Raw genomic sequence first — 18,148 nt, forward strand, 5'->3', positions numbered from 1 at the left:
CTGGTAGACTCCAGCCGACTCGAATGCTCAGGAGTTATAGATGCCACTTCCGTTTCAAGTTCGACTTCCCCCTTCACATGCTTTGGCGCGGAAAACAGCAGACGACCTCTTTAATGGGGCAGATGTTTTAGAGGTGCCGATCGGTGGCAAAGGCCGCGCCGGCAATTGCTATGGCAACGTCGAAGAACACCGCTTGGCTCACGGTGGCGAGGCTCAACACGGATGGCTGCTGACGCTGTGGCCGGGACGCTTTGTTGAGGCGATGTTCCACGTCGTGCATCGACGGGCGGACAATACGTTGATCGACGTTACAGCCCCTGCCTGGCCAACCGTCGTGGGAACAAGCATCGCCTTCATTGAGGCGGCCGCTCCTGCCGACGCGGACAAAATGCAGCCTCAGGTTCCATCTGAGTTTCTTATCCTTGATCAGGACAAAACAACGGCCGGATTCGTTACGGCGACTAGGCGGGTAATCGAGATCCGTGCGGCGCAGCGAGCCGTAGTGCTGAGCGATCCAGATGCTCAGTTCGATCGTGACGAAAAGGGGATGTGGAAAACATTGATGTCGCAATCAACGCACGCGAAAGTTGCGGAATTCGAGCACAAATGGGAAACCGCGGTGCGTAAGCGGACACAGGCAGAACAGAAAATGTTGGCGGCTGAGCTCAAACACAGCGCGACCGGCTTTGGCGTATGCACTTGCGGGTCGACTCTGCCATTCACGGGTTGTCATGCTCTTCTGGGGCGAGCGTTAAAGTAACGGCGATAAATTGGGGGTGGGATTACCAGAAGCCCACCGCGATAAGCGGTAACCGGCTATTCATCAGGCTGGCCCAAACTCATCGTCTTGGCGTCTGGCCCGGCCGCCTTGAAAATAGCCGGGTTACACGATCGATGCGGCGGAAAATCCCTCCGCCGCAATGACGGTTTTCTGCCGCTTACAGTGGCCGATGTACCCCACTTCTCGGTAGACGATACCCCACCCGAGGACCGACCGGCGTTATTCTGCCGTCGTTATAATTGTACAAAAGGGTTGACGCGATCCCGTCGCCTGGATCCAATACCGGCTTTCCTACGTACCTTTGCACTTCAACTTCGAAACGAAGGTTGGAATGCCAAACAAATCGTGGAAACGGTCTGGCACCATGGCCCACGCTAAGCGTGAAGCCATCGTATCAGCGCTGAAGGCAACTAATTACAATCTCTCTTCCGCTGCCGTACGATTGGAAGTCGGTCGATCTACGCTCTATCGATTACTGGAAAAGTATGAGATCGAGCTCGAGGTCGATCCGACAGCGCAAAATGAATTTTTGGAAGAGGTTGTAGCCTTTTCGATCGCGACTACGTCGGGAAAGAGTGGCTCCGACCCCGCGAACCGTAGACCGACCCGCCTCGAGATTCGCGGTGGCAAGCTAGTTTTGATCGGTATCAGAGACTGATCGCCCGCAACGGATGGAGGGAATTTGAGCCGCTGAGAAGACCTCCGCCGCAGGCACGGTTTTCCGCGGCCTCGAAGGTAGCTCGTACCCCTGATATCATGCTGCGATACCCCAGCGGCACCACCGGAATAGCTACTCGAAAGCACGAACTCGCTAGGTGTTTTCCGAGTTAAAGCACGAAGCCGGCCACGTCGCTTGGTTGCGAATGATCAGCTCGGTCACCTTGGCTCCGGCGCCCGTCGCCTTCGTGCTGATCGTCCAGGTCGTCTCGACCTCCTGGATATCGAAGGCGGCGAATACCTCGCGGATGAACGGCGTGTCATTAATCGACATAATGAAGCTACCGGCGATCGTCGCCAGCTGCGCAGCCATCGCAACATAATCGTCGCGGCCGAAGCCGGTGCCGTAGCCAGTGGTCTCGTCATAGGGTGGATCGAGGTAGAACAGCGCGTCGGCATGGTCGTACCGGCGAATGACATCCGCATAGCCGAGCTGCTCGACCTGGACAGGCTCGAGGCGCCGGCTGAGCAGCTTCAGCTCAGCGCGCAGCTTGCCGAGGTTGAACCGCGACGGCGACTTGCGATCGACGCCGAAATGCCGGCCGACGACCTTGCCCCCGAACGCCAGGCGCTGAAGGTAGAGGAAGCGGACGGCGCGCTCGATGTCGGTCAGCGTGTTTGGGTCGACCGCCTTCTGCCGGTCGAATTCGGCCCGGCTGGCGATCAGCCAGCGCAACTCCTGGACGAACGGCTCGTAATGTCGTCGAACCACGCGGAACAGGTTGGCGACGTCGCCCGACAGGTCGTTGATGATCTCGACGTTCGGCCGGCGCGATCGGCGAAGGAAGACGCCACCCATCCCGACGAAGGGCTCGATATAGGCTTTGTGCGGGGTGGCATCGATCAGGGTGCACAGGCGCGTTGCGAGGTTGCGCTTGCCGCCCATGTACGGTGCGGGCGGCCGAGCGGCGATAACGGTATGCATGGTGGGTAGGTGACCTTCATGACGAGGCACGGGCTACGCGCGCCATGATGGCCGCCGATCGACGCGATCGGCGGGGCCCCGGCCGGTTGGCCGAGGGATGCGACGATCGTCGCGATACTGGTGTGGAGGTCGCTGCGCGGCCAACCGTCCGGACGGACCGGGTGGTTAGCCGCGCAGGCCAAGGGATCTACGCCCCGCGTATTTCCCCGGAGGGTTTTGTATTTGGCGGGCCACCCGGCGAACCGGTGACCCTTGGCATTCCGCGCGCGCGGGCCTGTCGTTGCGGCTAAGCTAGGACAGGCTCGCCAGCTATGACACGGCATTGATCGCGGCGGAAGGCGCAACGGCGGGCCGAGGCCTTAGCGCACGCCCATTTCGAACGAGTGCGTCAACGACTGCCCCGGCGCCAGCGTGATGGGCGCGAACACCAGCTGCACAACGTAGTCGCCCTTCCGCGTCGCGCCGATCGCCAGCGTCGCGCCGACCTCGGCCGCCTTGTTATACGAAGCAGTGGCGATCGTTGCCTTGCCGGCGACGTCGCGGAGGTAGAACGTCCCACCCTTACCCTGCAACGTAGACTCGACGCCTCCCACTATCGCGGTGTTGGTCGTGTCGTAGAGATCCGACTGGTCGGGATCCACTGCACGGAGATAACCGAGGGTAACAGGAGCGAAGCTGCGGTTGGTCAGCTTCATGTCGAAGTGCACTGCCGGACCGTCGAGGCGAACGAGCTGCTCAACCTCAACGCCCGCGGCCAGGCCGAGCCAGCGCGAAGGATTGGAAAACTTGCCTGGGATCTGCGAGAAGCCGGTCAGCTGGCCGTTCGCGTAGCGGCGACCGTTGATCGACAGCATGAACAAGTCAATCGCGCGGCCCTGCAGGATCACGTCGTCATGCTTGCCGTCGAACAGGCCGAGACGCTTCAGTCCGGTACGTACATCGGTGCGGAAGGCGGGCGGCGCTGCGTTCAGCGTGCCGATCCCCCCGAACGGATTGAAGCCGACGCCGAGCTTGTCGTCCTGCAGGAAGACTTCGCCCGCAGGCGAGAGTGCGGTGAGCGTCGACGCATCTGGTACGACAACGGGGGGCACAGGCGGAGTGACCGGCGGTACCGGAGGGGTTTCCGGCACGACGATCGGGGCGGGACAAGTAGCCGCCCTGGCTACATAGCTCGACGCCGGCGTGACGCTGGTTACCGGGCACAGCTTGATCACCGCACCCTTCTTGAACGGCGCGCGCGCGCTCGAGAGGGTAATGTTTTGATCACCGCTGTTCGCCTTCAGCGGCGTTGCGGTGGTCAGCATGGGCGTAGCGGTCTGCGCGAACGACGCGCACGGCAACAGGCTCGCCGTGAGGGCGAGTAACATAGTCCTGATCATGGTGTTTTCCTTCTGGAGTAGGCGCCGTCAGCCGGGCGCCCGCGGCTACGTGGCAGCTAGGCCACTATGGTTTAGACACGGCTGCGGCTTAGCTTCTTCACGTTCTCCGCGTTCAGCTTGGTAACGCCGTCGCCGTCGCTGTCGTTGAAGGGCTCTGCGGTGAGGATTGGGGTGAGCGTCATAATACTATCCTAATTGGACGTTTCTTCGATTGACGGCTTATTGAGAGTGCAGTTTCATTGTCGCATGACACAAACCGCCATTGTCGCCGCCGTAACCACAATTGCCGTCCTGATTATTGGGAAGCTGACGGGGTTTGCGATCAATCTATTGCGAGGCGTGAATGAGGATGAAGCGCCGCTCTGAATGATTATGGCGTGTACGCCGCGACAGTACCGCCAAGCCCGCCACTGGTCGGAATGACGGCCATATTGGCATAGTTGAGCGTCGAGCCCGTATAGGCCTCGAACGGGAACTGCGGCGTGCCGGCGAACTTGCAATTGTCGAGCCACGTTATCGACGTGAGGCCATCGGTCGGGTGCCCAATAGCGTAAGCTGCCGATCGTTCGGTTCCATCCTGACCGCGACGCGGAACGACGTTGCAGCCAACGTTCCAAGACCTTGCACGATTAACGTCGTGGATTGTGCGATCAGCGTTGCTTCGATAGTCGCCGTTCACTCGGACAGCGCGACAAGCCTCATGAATTGTCGAACCGTTATTGGCCAAGCTGCCATCCCAGCCCGCCGACCTTGATTTGCAACCAATCTCATATGCGACCGGGCAATCCGCCTGCACGGTAGATACCGAAGGGCCGTGATAGTTGAAGCCGTCGAGATTGCCGTAGCTGCCGATGCCGTTCTGGTGGACGATCTCACCCGGCCCGCCTGTGTGCGCGAAACAGCCCGCGCCCAAACCATTGGCGTGCGATCCGGCGTACAGGAACTGGCAGTTGTTCGTGTAAGTGTTGACGGCAATAGCTTGCGTCGTTGTGACGGAAAACGCCTTGTTGCCGCCCCAAAACTGAAGGTTATCCATCCATATCGTAATGCTTGCCGGGGGAGCCGCGTTAACGCCTGCGGAAATGGCATTATCCCGAATAAGGACGACGTTTGCGTCTGGAACACGGTTGTCGGGAAGGCGTACCCAGATGCGCGTGGAACCGGTCTGATACCAGCACGCGCCGCACTCCGGGGTCCAAAGAGCGTTGATCTCGGGGAACGGAGCCGCAGCGTCAGCCACGGTTAGCACCTGATCCAACCCGACAAACGCGCCGGTATCGTCGGTCTTGGTCTTGTCGATTACCCAGCGCCCGCCGTTCGAAGTCAGCGTGCGGAAATAGATGTTAGGGTCGGCGGTCGCCGTGAACGTCTGCTGCGTGAACGCGTGCGAGATAACGCATACGCCAGACGGACAGTAGATCGCACAACTTTGCGTCGGCGACTGGTTGGTCCAGCTTGCAACATAGGTTCCAGCGGGCGCGGCGGTACGCGCATAACTCGTCAGCACATTGTACGTGCCCGCTGCGATTTCGATTGCGTATGGGGCACCAGTCGCATTGCCCAGGACGATTGCAAGCGCGATCGACGGGATGGCCGCGGCTGGCGAAAGCCCGTTTGCCTCTTTGTCGCCTGTCGTGCTGACATAGAAAGTCGTTGCAGTCGCCGGACGCTTGCTGGCGTGATTGTAATCGGTGACGAACGTTGAGCTGGTCCCGCTGCCCACGCGGCCAACGGTGAATGGGGTGGACGAGAGATTCATGCCGGCTGGAGCCACGAGGGATACGCTCGGCGTTGGCGTAGGGCTAGGTGCCGGAGTGACGCCGCTAGCGATGGGCGTGCCGATCGCGGCAAGCACGCCCGCCAACGCGCCAACCATGACCACGCTGTAGGGCAGGACGACGCGCCGGGTGCCCCCGCCGAAGCCGTGCTGAAGCACCACCTCGGTCAACATGGTCGGATCAAGCGCACCGCCGGCTGACAAAACGCCGGCCTCAGCCGGATTGGCTGCGGCGGCTACACCGGCGCGCACCGCTGCAGATGCCACGGTATCCTCGACAGTGATGCGCGCGGGGCGGCGATCCGGGAACCGAGGGTCCCATAGGAGAATGGTCTTCATGGTCGTCGATCCTCGTCAGTTCGCAGATCGGCAGGCGGCGGGCACCGTGCCGCTCGATATGATTGCGGTCGTGCAGTGACGCTCGAGCGCGACTGCGGCCGCCCGTGTGTTCCCACGCCACACGGCCGCGATCGTTTCGGCCAGGCGTTCGTACAGTTCGGTCAGAACGTTTTTGTCGATCGTCACCAGCTCGCCGGTCGGCTTTGCGCTGAGCGGCTTCAGCCGTTCGCTCCTGGTCAGTTCAGGGGGCAGCGTTGGCAACATCGGCCGCTCGGTTCGCGCGATCGATGCCGGCGTTGATGCCGTCGCGCAGGCGGTCGACAGGAGCGGCAGGCAGAGCAGCGCCATCAGCTGCAGGGGGAACAGCGGCAAGCGCATCGCGGAGATCCTTGATCGTGGTTTGGACATAGGCGTCGGTCAGCGCGTCGAGCCGGACGGCGCGAGCTGCGATCGACTGCGTGACGGTTGCAGCGGTGCGTTCGTCGGTGCGTGCCTCGACGATGCGTTCGGCATGAGCTTTCTCGACTTTCACCGTGACCTTTGCGGCACCAGCGGTCTCGCCACCGCGGCGGATCATCGCGACGCCGGCGACGATCGCCAAAACGACGACGATCGCGACGATGATGCGGATCCGCGTCACGGCACCACCACCTTGCACCTGGCGCGATCGACGTTGCCGATCCGGTGCGCGACCCAGCCTTTGTAGAACACCTTCAGCTTGGGGTTCACGCGGACCAGGCGCGCATATTCCATGCCCTGCCAGCGATCGAGGTTGACCAGCGTCGAGACGCACAGGCTAGTCGCGCCAAGCTTGCCCTGGCACGCGCGGTACGCCGCGATCGTCCCGGGCCCGACGCGGCCGTCCGTTACCAGCTTGGTGCCGCACAAGTAGTTGGTCGACTGCTGGAACCACCTCGACGGCCGCGCTGGACCCATGTTCACCGTCGTATCGAACAGCTCGGCCGTCACCGCAGCGTCGATCGGCACGAGGGCGGCATAGCCGGGGCCGACCAGGTACCGTTGATAGTAGATGCTTTCCGCGACTTCGCGCGGCAGCGTTCGCATGGGCCCGGTGTAACCGTTCTGGACGGCGACCACCTTGGTGATGCCCATGTGCGTCTCACCGCCGGGATCGGCCGCATGGTTCACGTAGCCACCTTCGATGGTGATGACGCTCGCGATCATCGCCAGCGCGATCGCGGCGATGCCGCCAGCCGCCTTTGGGGCCACTTTGCCGGAGATCGACTTCCACAGGCTCTTGCGCTCGCCGGCTGACGTCTGCGGAATCATCCGGGCGACGATCGTTGCGACGAAGAGCAGCGTCGGAATGACGCGGGCGAGAGTATCCGGGAAGATGCCGCGAACGTCGTCGGGCAACGCGTTCCAGATCTGCAGAAGCGTATCGGGCGCAGCGGCCGCGAACGCAGTGAGGATGGCGCCGATCGCGGACATGCGAACGGACCAGAGGCGCCACGCATGGCGCCAGCTGGGGATCAGCTTCATCGATAGTCTCCAGGTAGACGGCGTCCGGCCGTCGGCGGTCAGTCGATCGCGGCGATCAGCTCGTCGAGGGCGCGATCGGCGGGTGCGAAGGGGATCGCGCTGTTCAGGATCGGACCGAGATCGAGGCCGCGCGGGGGCCGTCGAACTACGAGGAAGTCACGCGCGGGCTCGGCGAACATCATGGCAGTGCCGAAAAGCATGACGACGATACCTTCGATCATGGCGTAACGTCCTTGGTACGAGGATCCAGCATCTCGAGCTTCACCTCGATCCGCGCCAGGCGCAGATCGATCGCGCGCAGTTGCTCGTCACGCCGATCGACCAAGGTCTCCATGGCAGCGATGCGCCGGTTGTGGTCGGTGACTTGGCCGACATAGCCGCCGCCAGTACCGACAGCGCCAACGACAACGACGAGGAGCGACAGCGCCGGCATCCAGGAGAGCCAGCGTGGCGGGGGTGCAGGCGTTGCCATGGCAGTTCCTATCAGGTGGTCGGCGCGAGAAAGGGCGCGAGCATGGCAAGGCTTGGCGTGCCGTCGCCGAGGCGGAACATGTAGTCGGTCTTCCAGAAGCGGCCGGCTGCCCACGTCGTCCAACCCAACACGGCGGAGCGGCGGTTGGACATCGCCTGATACGCCGCGATGATTTCGCCACACCCTTCGGGCGCGCCGAGCTCGCCGACGAATATTTTGGCACCGACGCTGTCAGCCCAGTCCATGACCGCGTCCAGGCGGCTGCGCGAGCCGGGTGTGCAGACCGCGGTCGTGCCGCTGGCATCGTTGTCGAAATAGCAGTGCGGCTCGTATGCGAAGTTGTCGGCCGGATCGTGAAAGCCGGCGAATGCTGCCGCTTGGCCGAGCGCAACCCAGTCCTTGGCCGACGAGTAGCGCGCGCCGGCGACGAGGATCTTGTTGGTGGCGCCGGTCCGCGCGCGCACCGCGTTGACCACCGCCTGCATGGTGGAAGCAACGCGGATCGGCGTCTGCCGATCACCGCTCGGCTCGTTCATGATCCCGAACCACACGGCTCGCCCGGCGTAGCGCTCAGCAATGCGGACCCAGAAGTCCGCCAATGCCTCCGTGGTGACGCGCGCACTGTCGTACCCGACCTTCTCTGTCGTGCCGTCCGGGAAGCGGTAGGTCATGTAGTTGTGCAGATCGAGCAGCACGATCCCACCAAGGCTCTCCTCATAGCCGATCGCCTCGTCGAGACGGCGCATGTCCTGGCGCCCCGACCAGCTTCCCGTGCTGCCGTCACCGTAGAGCGGCCCGAACAGCTCTGGCTGCAGCCGTTCCCATTTGACCGGGACGCGGATGATCCGAACGCCCTGCGACCAGAAGAAGTCCATCTCCTGGTGACGCTTGCCGGGATCCGCCAGTTCGGGCTGCGACGGATAAACATAGGCCGACCCGTAGGCGCGGTGGTTGCCGGCGCTGTCGTAGACGTCGCCGAACTCGCCCCCGGCGATGTTCACGCCGACGACATAGCCAGGGTCGGCCGGCAGCGCTGGCGGCGTCAGGAAAGCACACGCATCGGCGATGACGATCGGCGACGCGCCCTGGCGGGCAGACAGACGCAGCGCGTGGCGACCGCTGCCCGACAGCGGGACCGAGAAGGTCACCGTCCCGCCCGCCTGGGCGATCAGCCGTCCGCCGGAAAGTACGGCCGCCGATTCGTTGGTGCATGCCGCCGCCATCGCCGCGTCGAAGCCCGCGGGCGCTCCCGTTGAGCCCAGCGCCACACTGTCGCCGACCGCGTTGATTGGAGCCTGCACCGCATAAACGATCGTGTCCGAGACGACCTTGGCGCTGATCTCCCAGAACCGGGGCGGCACGTCCTTGATTTGGAGCGTCAGGTTCAGACTGGTCGTCTGCGTCACGACATATGGACGCCAATAGACGGTATCGTTCGGCGTATGCCCGCTGGTCGTGGTCTCGTCGGTGTAGATGTAGCGACCGCCATCGACGAGATAGGTGACCCAGTCGCCGCGCCGGTAGCCGGTGCCGGTTGCCCAGTCGCCGCGCGAACGGATCGCGTCGAACTCGGCCGCATCACCTTCGGCCGTCAAGATCGAGATGAAGTGCAGGTCGCGGGTGGTTTCCTCGATCGCGTTGGTCTCGATCGAGAACTGCAATTCGATCGGCCGCGCATCGTCATAGGCGTCGGTGAAGGTGATCTCGCCGCCGTCGTAATAGCCGACGGGGTTCTTGGGATCGTAGCGTGGCAGGAACACGGTGCACCCCGCCGCCTCGCCCGCGCGGCGCAGCTCGTTGCGGAACGCAGGCCGGATCGCTTTGCGGCCATCCTCCGCCGGGTACATCTTTAGCTTGGTGCCTGGAATGATGTTGGCTGTCTCGATGCGGACAGTGAAGCTGTCGCCTTCGAACAACGTGGTCGGCGACGGATTGCCCGCTGAGTCGAGCAGCCGGAGACGAAGCGCAGGCGTACCCGTCGGCGTCCGTGACGTGTCCAGCACCCGCACCAGGTTGCCGCCTACGATCTGGCCAGTGCCATTCCGATCACGCTCAGGCGTGCCAGCCGCGCCCTGGTTGGTCAGCAGGAACTGCATCTCGCGGTAGCCGGGCGTGCCGTCCGCGTTCGTCGCGTTGGTGCGCCGATTACGCCGCGACCGGTTGACGAACCGGAAAGTCTCGCCCTTGTAGCCCGCACCGATGATGATCAGCCCAGAGAGCGTGCCGGACGCTGCCGGTATGGTTGAGCTGGATAGCCTCTGGTAGGTGCAACCGTAGCGCTCCAGCTCTTCGTCAAACACGTCGTGCCAGCTACGCTCCCAGTTGCCCGCGCCGGCGAGCGATCCGCCGCCGGTCATCCAGTGCATGATCTGCGAGCCAACGACGTAGTTGTTCAGGAACAGCAGCAGCGCGACGAGGTCGCCCTCGCTGGTCAGGATCGGCGTCTCGCGCCGGTAGATCCAGCGGGGCAGGTAGACCTTATGCGGCTGGAAGCTGCCGAGGAGCGCCGGGTACAGGGTCACTGGACGATGTCTCCGGCCAGCACCATGGTCGAGCGGAACGCGGACGAACGCGCGACGCACGTCACCGCCGCCTGCGCATACTGATCGGCAAGCCGGAACACGCTGCCGCGCGAGCGCAGGAAGCCCGCCTCGCCGCTGCTGTTGTTGCCTATCGTCACGGTGACGCGCGGGCCGCCGGTACCTTCCTGGATCAGCACGACGCCCCAGCCGGGCTCGACAGAACCGGGCACCTGTACCGAGATGTTGGACCCCGCAGCAGTCCCCGCGACGAGCAGCACCTTGCCATTGTGTTCGGGCCCCAGCACGATCGTCGTGCCGCTGGTCAGCGCGATCCGTTCGAAGTTGAGCCGCGCCGCATCAATCGCGAGCCGCTGGGGTGCCGTAACTAGTGCTGCCGAATCGGCGCCGATCGGCAATGGGTAACGTCCATCACCGTTGGGGCCACCGTCGGCAGTGCCGTTGACGTAGGCGGCCCATGCCGCGTCGCGGGCATCGAGGCGGGCGGTGAACTCGAGCATCTGCGCTGCCACATCATCGAAGTTCATGATTAGTATCCTTCCGCCCACCAGTCGAAGCCGTCGATCGCCTGCGCATCGGAGCGCGCAGCCTGGGTGGCAAAGACGCCGCTCGTCACTGTCGGGTCGCCGACGTTCTGCATCCACAGATCGCGAAGGTTGCTGAAACTTGCGAGATACGCTGTTGCGCCTCGAGCGGTGCAAACCGTCTGAAACGGGCGAGGCCATATGACCGAGAACTGGCCTTCAGAACCGATGTTGCCGCGTACCCGTCCCCACTGCCTAATCTTGCCCGAGGGCATGATCTCCCAACCGTTTGCCGGGTTGAGCGAGCTGTAACTGGAGCCGAACAGCGGCACGAGCGCTTCGTAGAGGACGGTCTTGACCCGAACCGTGTCCATTTCTGGGATACCGTCGAGCCCGTAGCCGAATACCTGAATAGGCTGGCCGCCGTTCGGACGGGCTAGTTTAAAGATATCAGCGAAGATGGTGTAGCTGCTGATCTCGCCGGTGATGGTGTTCAGCGTGCCGGTAATATTGCCATCAAGATCGAGTATGTTGACCGAGCGCAACGTTGTGCCGGTAGGATCGTACAAGATCTCGACCATGTTCGTGACGTCAGCGGTGACGCCCGCCAGATTGACCACGATCGAGCGCAGCGATCGCGCCTCGAGCGTGTCAGCTCCGACCATCACGGTGTCGGCGTTGATGATCCCGCCGGTGCCCGCCGCGTTCTTCGCGAAGATCAACGACAGGTCCGCCGCTACGCTTTGCACCGCATTGGACAGCTGCTGACGAAGGTCGAGCACGAAGGTACCGAACGGCTGCCCTTCCAATGTCGCGATAGCGTCGAGCGCCGCCTGTAGGTTCACGACCTTGGCCAGCGTGCCGAGGATGTTCAGGCCATTGAGATCTTGAAGCCGAGTGACCTCCGCAGCCAGTTTGCCGTCAACGTACTGAGTGTCTTTCGCGACGTGGTCGCTCGTTTTGTCGGCGCCAGGCTGCGCTGGCTTCAGATCCTCGAGCGGGGTTCCGTCGGCGTAGGTGGTCGACCCGGCGATCGGCGCGCTGAGGTTCGACCAGTAGCCGTCCCCTGTGGTGCCTGCAGGCGGCGCATGCCCTGCCCCCGCAGTCACGTTGATGTAGAGCCACCGCGAGCCATCAGCGAGCGAGACGATGTTGCCCTCGCGGTATGTCGTACCCTCGACGTAGGTCCCAAGATCGACGAGCGTGGCCGTGAAGGCGATCTCTGACAGGGCGTGAACGGTCCAGGCGCGCGCCGCGCCGATCGCCAGCTTCTGGAACGGTGAGGCAATGCCGATCTGCTTTACGGACGCGACGGGCGGCAGCGCCGACCCATCGGCCGCCAATGTCATGCCCGGCGCGCCGATGCCGACCGGCACGACGAACAGCTGCCCGGTCCAGGACATACCGGCGACAGCGTTCACGCTGGCGGCGATCTGCTGAATCAGCTGGCGCGCCGTGGTCTGCTGCTCGACATTGACCGACAGGTTATAGGGTCGGGCCGCATCGAGGGCGTTCAGCGACGCATCGTTGATCCGGCCAGCGCCCTTCGAAAGCAGCGCCAGGCGACGAATGATCTGGCCAGGTCGGCGGGCCCAGCCGTTTGGACCGCCTTCGTCGCCACCGACCAGGAAGCTGATCTGACCTGTTGGGGGCGCACCGAGGCGCGCCATGCCTACGGCCTTTGCCGTCGCCCAGCGCCCGGCCGGCACGTTAGCCGCGACCAAGGCGGCGTAACTGGCGAAGTCGCCGACAGTATTGCCGAAGCGCGCCAGGCGCTCGAGCCCGGCCTCGAAACCATGCAGCGGGCCGTAGGCGGATAGCTGAAAGACGTTGTTGATGTTGTCGATCAGCGTGCCGGCCACGTATCGCGGCGCGCCAAGCGCCAGCGGCTTAGGCTGGCCTTTGAGCGCTTCGGTTCCTTCCGGACCGCTGGTGCCGGCATAGGTCGTCAGCAACGCGGTATCGAGCCAGCGATCGTCGACGGCGAAGTTGATCGTGGCGATACCATCGGCCAGCTCGGGCTGCTCGGACACCCGGCCGTCGAACCGCAGGGTCCAAGAACCCCACGGCGCACTGACATCGCCGGTCCATAGCTGAAGGCGAGCGTCGGCCAGCGCGTACCGACCAAGGTTCGGCCATGGCTCGGCCGCGATCGTCAGCGACGACGAAGGCGCCGTGATCTCTGCGTTGAATGCACCGTCGAACAGATCGTACCGAAGGGTCGGCAGCTTGATCAGCGCTGGCCACCACGGCTCGCCGCCGTCGACGTGACATACAGCTGGATCGTCATGGCTCGCGGTCCGCAGCGTTACCGGCTGTCCGAGTACTGGATCGAACCCATCGATCTGAACGACGACGCCGAGCATCAAAAGATGCTGACCATGTTGGCCTTGGCCTCGAAGACCGTCGCCTTGCGCCAGGCGTGGCTAAGCTCGCCGACAAGCGGGCCGAAATAGCTGCGGCTCTGGCGATGGTCGCTGGCGCCGGGATCGGTCAGCAGCGCGACCATCTCGGTGTTGCCTATGCGCTCGAGCAGCGGCTGCGTGATCGCCTCGACCTCATCCTTGTAGATGTTCGAAAAGGTCAGGCCGACCGTGCGCAGCTTCTTGCCGCGCGATCGCTGCAGGACACCGCGGCGCGTGAAGTCCAGGCTGCCGAGGTCACGGATGCCGAAGGCCGCGCCGTATCCGAAGTTTCGGGCGAGCTGGATGCGCTTCCCGGCGACGATGCGCGAGATCTGGACGCTACCGCCAGCTGTCATGCCGGCGATACGCAGCAGCAGATAGCGCGCCGCGGCCGGCGCCGGTGCGCCCCAGTTCGCGATCGCGACGCCGGCGCCGTTGGTCAGCCGCTCGCCGGAAAGCAACGCCTGCACCGGCGCCATCCAGAAGTTGCCTGCCCCCGCACCGGTGGTGACGCTCTGCCCGGAGAAGTTCGCACCTTGCGCGGCCGTCGCCAGGCGGACCTCTAACGTCGCCGCGTCGATCGCCGTGCCATCGACACCGAACAGCATCAGCGTATCGAGCGGCCGATCGGCGCCGAGGTCGACGATGACGGTGGCGATGTCGCCCGCGGCCGAGCGCCACACGACGCCGGCATAGTCGTTCGCCATGTACTCACCGGCGCCGATCGCGATCGACGACACGGTGATGCTGGGCATCGCCAGAGGCGGCAAGATCCATGCATTGGCCATTGGTCACCCGAACAGTTCGAAGGAGCTGGTTTCGGCATCGAGGTCGAGTTCGACACGCGCCACCAGGAAGGCGCCATCTGCACGCTGCTCGTTATCGACGAGCTGCACGGTCGGGATCCCGGTCGCCGGGTCAGGCCAGACGAGATCCTGCACGGCGACAGCGAACCGCCGACGCTCGACGCCAATGAGCACGCCACGTGCGTTAATGATCGCGTCCGCGTCGGCTGCGCTGTCGCAATACCCGGTCGCCGGCGTGACGGAGCCGTCACGCGCGGCAGGGTAGCGCGCGGCGATCGCCGGATCCGACCAGGTCGAGATTGCGACCTCGCGCGATGCTGCGGCGATATCGGCGGGGAGTGCGGGCATCAGGCGAACGCCCGCTGCGTGCCGATGAAGTCGCTGGCGTTGATATACCCGCCGTTCGTCTCCGCAGCTGCGACGAGGCGCGCGAGCAGCGCATTGGTATCCTGCGCCATCTCGTTGGCGGTTTTCACCGCGGCAGCTGTGGCAGCCGCACTTTCAGCGGTCGCCTTAACGAACGGGCTATCGACCGATCCGCCGATCGGCGTGGCGTTGTCGATCGTGCTGATCGCCTTGTTCGTCGCCGCCTGGACGGCATCGAGCTGGTCGAAATATGCCTGGGTCGAACCGTAGAGCTGGCGTTCGATATCGAGAAACGCCTGCGCGGCCGACTGATACTTGCCCTGGTCAATCGACTGCCCGGCCGAGATCTGTGCGAGGAACGGCTGCAGCGCGGCCTTCGCCGCCTGTTCCTGGTCGCGAAGCGAGTATGGCGAACTCGAGCCGATCTTGAGGCTGGCAACGAACTCTTTCAACGTAGCGCTGGCGCTCGCCGTGCTGTTCTTCACCTGAGCGAGCTGCAGGCCGTAGAGCTGCTGCGCCTGCGCCATCTGCTCGGCACTGGCGCCGCCCTCCTTCAAGGCGTCGACCGTCTTCTGGAACTTGGCGTTCAGCTCGTCGATCGCCGCCCCGACGGGGTCGAGCATAGCCTTCAGATCCTTGGGCACCGCCTCGATCATCAGGGCCTTCGACAGCGCCTTTTCGAGATCGCCACCGGCCGCGAGGATCCGCTTCGACGCAGCGGAGATCCCACCAATGACGCCATCGGACAGAGCGTCGGCGATCGCCGCGCGCACCGCTTCTTCCTCGGTCGCGAACGCGAGGACGCCGGTGAGCTTGCCCTGCCCGGTCGTATCGACACGGTACGCGCCATCCTTATGCCCGGGCCGATAGCCGATCGAAACCGAGCCGGCGCCTGTCACGGTGCCGCCAAGCGATTCTGCGATCCGGTTCAGCGATCCGACGACGCTGTTCGCGGACGCCGACGCGGCCGCCTTCTCCGCCGTGCCGTTGCCCTTTGCGGTTCCGCCCGCCAGGCCGTCGCTGCCGAACGTCAACGTCGACGATGCCTGCGTGGTCTTCTTGAACAGGCCGCCGATGACGCTGCCGACGATGCCGCCGGCGATCGCGCCCAGTGGCCCGGCCGCGCTGCCTAGCGTCTTGCCGAGCGTGCCACCGACGGCCGTGGCAACCGTCTTGCCGAGCGCATCGCCAGCGACCTTGCCGAGTGCACCGCCGACGGCGCTCCCGAGCTGGTTCTGCTTGCCGCCGGTGATGGAGGCAAATGCGGATCCGCCGAGCTGACCGTACGATGCGCCGGTCAACGCGCTACCGATGCCCTTCTCGAGGCGATCAAGCGACTCGGTGTTGATCTTCAACGGCGAGTTGCGCAGGCCGTCGATCAGCGACTTCGCAGCATCGCCCGCCGGCTTCTCGATCCCGCCCGGCGATAGCAGAGCGCGCGCTGGTCCGTTGATGCGGATCCCGAGGAGATCGGCCGCGCCGGCCAGGCCGTCGCGCACCTGGTCGGTGAACACGATGCCGGCAGCCTCGGCGTCATCCCGCATCTGCTCACCGGCTGCGGCGATCCCGGCCTGCCAGGCATCGATCGCGCCGTCGACTTCCTCGGGCCCCATGATGATGCGGAAGTTATTGGCTGCATTCGCGGTCTGCGCAGCCGAGTAATCGCTCTTGGCGTTGCGGACATAAGCGACCTGCTGGTCGGGCGTGATCTTGCCGGCCTTTGCCAGCTTGTCGATCTCTTCCAGCTCTTCGCGGTATTTGCGCGCCGCGTCAGCCGCGGGATCGAACTTGCCGAGGATCTGGTCGAGCGCCGTTTCGAGCTGCTTCTGCTCGGCTGCCGCCTCGCGTTCTGCCTTCGCCGTGTCTTTCAACGAAGCCCGGTAGTTGTCGACGGCGAGCTTCCCCTTCTCCCATGCGACATGGAAGTGGTCGGAATGTCCTTTGTCGCCGGGGCCGAACAGCTGCTCGACGCCGCCAGCGTTGCGCCGGATTGCGACGCCGGCCTTCTCGAATATCTCGCGAATGTCGGCCTTCGTCATCGACGCCATGCCGCCCTTCGGCACGAAGTCGATCGCGGCGCTGCGGTAGTGATCCGAGTTCGAGACGTGCTTCCCGCCGGTCGTGCTGGTGATACGCGCGCCGATCGTGTCGCGCAGCAGCTTCGATATCACCGCCGGCGTGGCCAGCTCCGGATCGCGGGTCGGCTTGCGGTTCGCGTCAGACTTTCGCTTCCGCTCCGCCTCCAAGTCTCTGTCGCGGGCCATCGTTTCGGCTTTCAGCGATGCCCTGAACTGCTCCGCCGTGATCTTGCCTGCAGCGCGCTCCTTGCGGAGTCGGCCGAGTGCCTCGGTATAACGATCGGTCGCTGCCTTGCCGGCATCCAGGCTGTCCGCCACCTCACGCTCGGCGAGCGGGATCTCGGCCATGCGGATCGAGCTTTGCGCGGTCGCGATCGACGCGTTGAGCGCCTTGAGCGCTTCCTTCGCCTTGGCGACGCGCTTCTCCGCCTGGACGGCCGCCAGGTTAAGCCCCATCCCTTCGGAGCCATCCGACCCGAGCACGGGATTGTTGATCTGGCGTTTGATCTCGGCAAGTCGCTGCTGAGCCGCCTGCAGCTCCTTTACCGCGGCGGGGCGTGACTTCGTCTGATCGTCGAGCGATTTGCGCGCCTCGCCAAGCTTGCCCTGCTCGATCTGCTGTTGCGTCTGCAGACCCTTGGTTAGCTCCTCGTTCAGCTTGCGCTGAGCGTCGATCTGGCCCTCGATCGACTTCGCGAAGATGTCGTGCGCTTTGGCAGTGACCTTGGTCTGCTCGGCGTCCTTCTTCATCTTGTCGACGGCGTCGTCGAGCGCGTCATTTCCTTCGAGGATCTTGGCGACCAGAGGTGCGAACAACGTCAGGCCGATCGTCGCGGCGATGCCCCATGGCGTCGTCAGGAAGGCGGCGACGCCGGCGAGCTTCCCGCCCATGCCCTGGAGGGCGAACGATGCCTGTCCGATCTGCTGCGCGAACGCGGTCGCCACGCTCTGTCCGGACACGACCTGAACCGAAAAGTCCTGGAGCTGCTGCCCCAGCATGATCGACGACTGACGCTGCTGGCCTGCCGACACGATGTTGTCGTTTGCGGCACGGGTATGATTCAACGTCGCGCTAGCGGTCTTGTTGAGCTGAACCTGCACCGCCTCGAGCGCGAGGATACGCTGCCGGATTGCGCCGGCGTCGGCCTCCTCGGCGCGCGCGGCGACCATAGCCGCATCCGCCTCGAGGCGCATGGACTCGGTTACGGTCCGCGAGCTGGACGAGGCCGCAAGCATCGCCGCGCTCAATTCGCGCGCGACGGCCGCCTTCTGATCGGATGCAGCTGCGGCCGCTCGCAGCGACGTGATCTCACCGGACAGATCCAGCGAGCCCGACGTCGTGCGCGGCAGCTTCAGCGACTGCTCGGCAAGCTTCTGCACTTCGGCAAAGCTTTGCCCGAAGCTGTCGCGGATGTCCTTGGCAGCTGCCTTGGACATGGTGCTCATTTGCGTGAAACGCGCGCCCGCCTCGCTGCTGAACTGTTCCGCGCGCAGCTGCAGGCGAGCGACGATGTCGAATTGCGATGACCCTGCCAT

General features: G+C 64.1%; 16 protein-coding genes. 2 read left to right on the forward strand and 14 right to left on the reverse strand.

Going from position 1 to position 18,148, the window contains the following annotated elements; all coding sequences use genetic code 11:
* Positions 1 to 40: 40 nt before the first annotated feature.
* Positions 41 to 760 carry a hypothetical protein gene (locus tag U1737_RS04715; RefSeq protein ID WP_332795795.1) on the forward strand — a complete coding sequence of 240 codons (720 nt, stop codon included), beginning with the start codon at positions 41 to 43 and terminating at the stop codon, positions 758 to 760.
* 385 nt (positions 761 to 1,145) lie between these two features.
* Entirely contained in the window at positions 1,146 to 1,439 is a 294-nt protein-coding gene (locus U1737_RS04720; RefSeq protein WP_332795796.1) for a helix-turn-helix domain-containing protein, read from the forward strand.
* Positions 1,440 to 1,592: 153 nt separating this feature from the next.
* Here U1737_RS04720 and U1737_RS04725 read toward each other — a convergent pair whose 3' ends face one another.
* The 14 genes from U1737_RS04725 to U1737_RS04790 form a co-directional block, all read right to left on the reverse strand.
* Entirely contained in the window at positions 1,593 to 2,423 is an 831-nt protein-coding gene (locus tag U1737_RS04725) for a DNA adenine methylase (RefSeq protein WP_332795797.1), read from the reverse strand.
* A gap of 359 nt (positions 2,424 to 2,782) precedes the next feature.
* Positions 2,783 to 3,802, reverse strand: coding sequence for a hypothetical protein (locus U1737_RS04730; RefSeq protein WP_332795798.1), 1,020 nt, complete (start codon positions 3,800 to 3,802; stop codon positions 2,783 to 2,785).
* Positions 3,803 to 4,172: 370 nt separating this feature from the next.
* Positions 4,173 to 5,918, reverse strand: coding sequence for a hypothetical protein (locus U1737_RS04735; protein ID WP_332795799.1), 1,746 nt, complete (start codon positions 5,916 to 5,918; stop codon positions 4,173 to 4,175).
* 15 nt (positions 5,919 to 5,933) lie between these two features.
* Positions 5,934 to 6,182, reverse strand: a complete 249-nt coding sequence (locus U1737_RS04740; protein WP_332795800.1) for a hypothetical protein — start codon at positions 6,180 to 6,182, stop codon at positions 5,934 to 5,936.
* On the reverse strand, positions 6,160 to 6,558 hold the full coding sequence (locus U1737_RS04745) for a hypothetical protein (protein ID WP_332795801.1): 399 nt from the start codon (positions 6,556 to 6,558) through the stop codon (positions 6,160 to 6,162). Before U1737_RS04745 ends, U1737_RS04740 begins: the two co-directional genes overlap by 23 nt.
* A complete protein-coding gene (locus tag U1737_RS04750) occupies positions 6,555 to 7,421 on the reverse strand; it encodes a glycoside hydrolase family 108 protein (protein WP_332795802.1) in 867 nt (288 codons plus the stop codon). The genes U1737_RS04745 and U1737_RS04750 overlap by 4 nt, the downstream gene beginning before the upstream one ends.
* 38 nt (positions 7,422 to 7,459) lie before the next feature.
* Positions 7,460 to 7,642: a hypothetical protein gene (locus U1737_RS04755; protein WP_332795803.1), complete on the reverse strand. Its 183-nt coding sequence runs from the start codon at positions 7,640 to 7,642 to the stop codon at positions 7,460 to 7,462.
* Positions 7,639 to 7,893: a hypothetical protein gene (locus tag U1737_RS04760; protein ID WP_332795804.1), complete on the reverse strand. Its 255-nt coding sequence runs from the start codon at positions 7,891 to 7,893 to the stop codon at positions 7,639 to 7,641. Before U1737_RS04760 ends, U1737_RS04755 begins: the two co-directional genes overlap by 4 nt.
* Before the next feature lie 11 nt (positions 7,894 to 7,904).
* Entirely contained in the window at positions 7,905 to 10,415 is a 2,511-nt protein-coding gene (locus U1737_RS04765; RefSeq protein ID WP_332795805.1) for a glycoside hydrolase family 5 protein, read from the reverse strand.
* Complete coding sequence (locus tag U1737_RS04770) at positions 10,412 to 10,960, reverse strand: hypothetical protein (protein WP_332795806.1); 549 nt, start codon at positions 10,958 to 10,960, stop codon at positions 10,412 to 10,414. Before U1737_RS04770 ends, U1737_RS04765 begins: the two co-directional genes overlap by 4 nt.
* A gap of 2 nt (positions 10,961 to 10,962) precedes the next feature.
* Positions 10,963 to 13,323 carry a gp53-like domain-containing protein gene (locus tag U1737_RS04775; protein WP_332795807.1) on the reverse strand — a complete coding sequence of 787 codons (2,361 nt, stop codon included), beginning with the start codon at positions 13,321 to 13,323 and terminating at the stop codon, positions 10,963 to 10,965.
* Positions 13,323 to 14,150, reverse strand: a complete 828-nt coding sequence (locus U1737_RS04780; RefSeq protein WP_332795808.1) for a hypothetical protein — start codon at positions 14,148 to 14,150, stop codon at positions 13,323 to 13,325. The genes U1737_RS04775 and U1737_RS04780 overlap by 1 nt, the downstream gene beginning before the upstream one ends.
* 3 nt (positions 14,151 to 14,153) lie before the next feature.
* Entirely contained in the window at positions 14,154 to 14,516 is a 363-nt protein-coding gene (locus tag U1737_RS04785) for a hypothetical protein (RefSeq protein WP_332795809.1), read from the reverse strand.
* Positions 14,516 to 18,148 (reverse strand): hypothetical protein, encoded by a 3,633-nt coding sequence (locus U1737_RS04790; RefSeq protein WP_332795810.1) that lies wholly within the window; start codon positions 18,146 to 18,148, stop codon positions 14,516 to 14,518. Before U1737_RS04790 ends, U1737_RS04785 begins: the two co-directional genes overlap by 1 nt.

The organism is Sphingomonas fucosidasi (genome assembly GCF_036663855.1).
GTDB classification, from domain to species: domain Bacteria; phylum Pseudomonadota; class Alphaproteobacteria; order Sphingomonadales; family Sphingomonadaceae; genus Sphingomonas; species Sphingomonas faeni_B.

Coding starts and splice junctions, on each gene's coding strand:
- U1737_RS04715 (WP_332795795.1), top strand. CDS start 41: ATGCCACTTCCGTTTCAAGTTCGACTTCCCCCTTCACATGCTTTGGCG.
- U1737_RS04720 (WP_332795796.1), top strand. CDS start 1,146: ATGGCCCACGCTAAGCGTGAAGCCATCGTATCAGCGCTGAAGGCAACT.
- U1737_RS04725 (WP_332795797.1), bottom strand. CDS start 2,423: ATGCATACCGTTATCGCCGCTCGGCCGCCCGCACCGTACATGGGCGGC.
- U1737_RS04730 (WP_332795798.1), bottom strand. CDS start 3,802: ATGATCAGGACTATGTTACTCGCCCTCACGGCGAGCCTGTTGCCGTGC.
- U1737_RS04735 (WP_332795799.1), bottom strand. CDS start 5,918: ATGAAGACCATTCTCCTATGGGACCCTCGGTTCCCGGATCGCCGCCCC.
- U1737_RS04740 (WP_332795800.1), bottom strand. CDS start 6,182: ATGTTGCCAACGCTGCCCCCTGAACTGACCAGGAGCGAACGGCTGAAG.
- U1737_RS04750 (WP_332795802.1), bottom strand. CDS start 7,421: ATGAAGCTGATCCCCAGCTGGCGCCATGCGTGGCGCCTCTGGTCCGTT.
- U1737_RS04755 (WP_332795803.1), bottom strand. CDS start 7,642: ATGATCGAAGGTATCGTCGTCATGCTTTTCGGCACTGCCATGATGTTC.
- U1737_RS04760 (WP_332795804.1), bottom strand. CDS start 7,893: ATGGCAACGCCTGCACCCCCGCCACGCTGGCTCTCCTGGATGCCGGCG.
- U1737_RS04770 (WP_332795806.1), bottom strand. CDS start 10,960: ATGAACTTCGATGATGTGGCAGCGCAGATGCTCGAGTTCACCGCCCGC.
- U1737_RS04775 (WP_332795807.1), bottom strand. CDS start 13,323: ATGCTCGGCGTCGTCGTTCAGATCGATGGGTTCGATCCAGTACTCGGA.
- U1737_RS04780 (WP_332795808.1), bottom strand. CDS start 14,150: ATGGCCAATGCATGGATCTTGCCGCCTCTGGCGATGCCCAGCATCACC.
- U1737_RS04785 (WP_332795809.1), bottom strand. CDS start 14,516: ATGCCCGCACTCCCCGCCGATATCGCCGCAGCATCGCGCGAGGTCGCA.
- U1737_RS04790 (WP_332795810.1), bottom strand. CDS start 18,148: ATGGCAGGGTCATCGCAATTCGACATCGTCGCTCGCCTGCAGCTGCGC.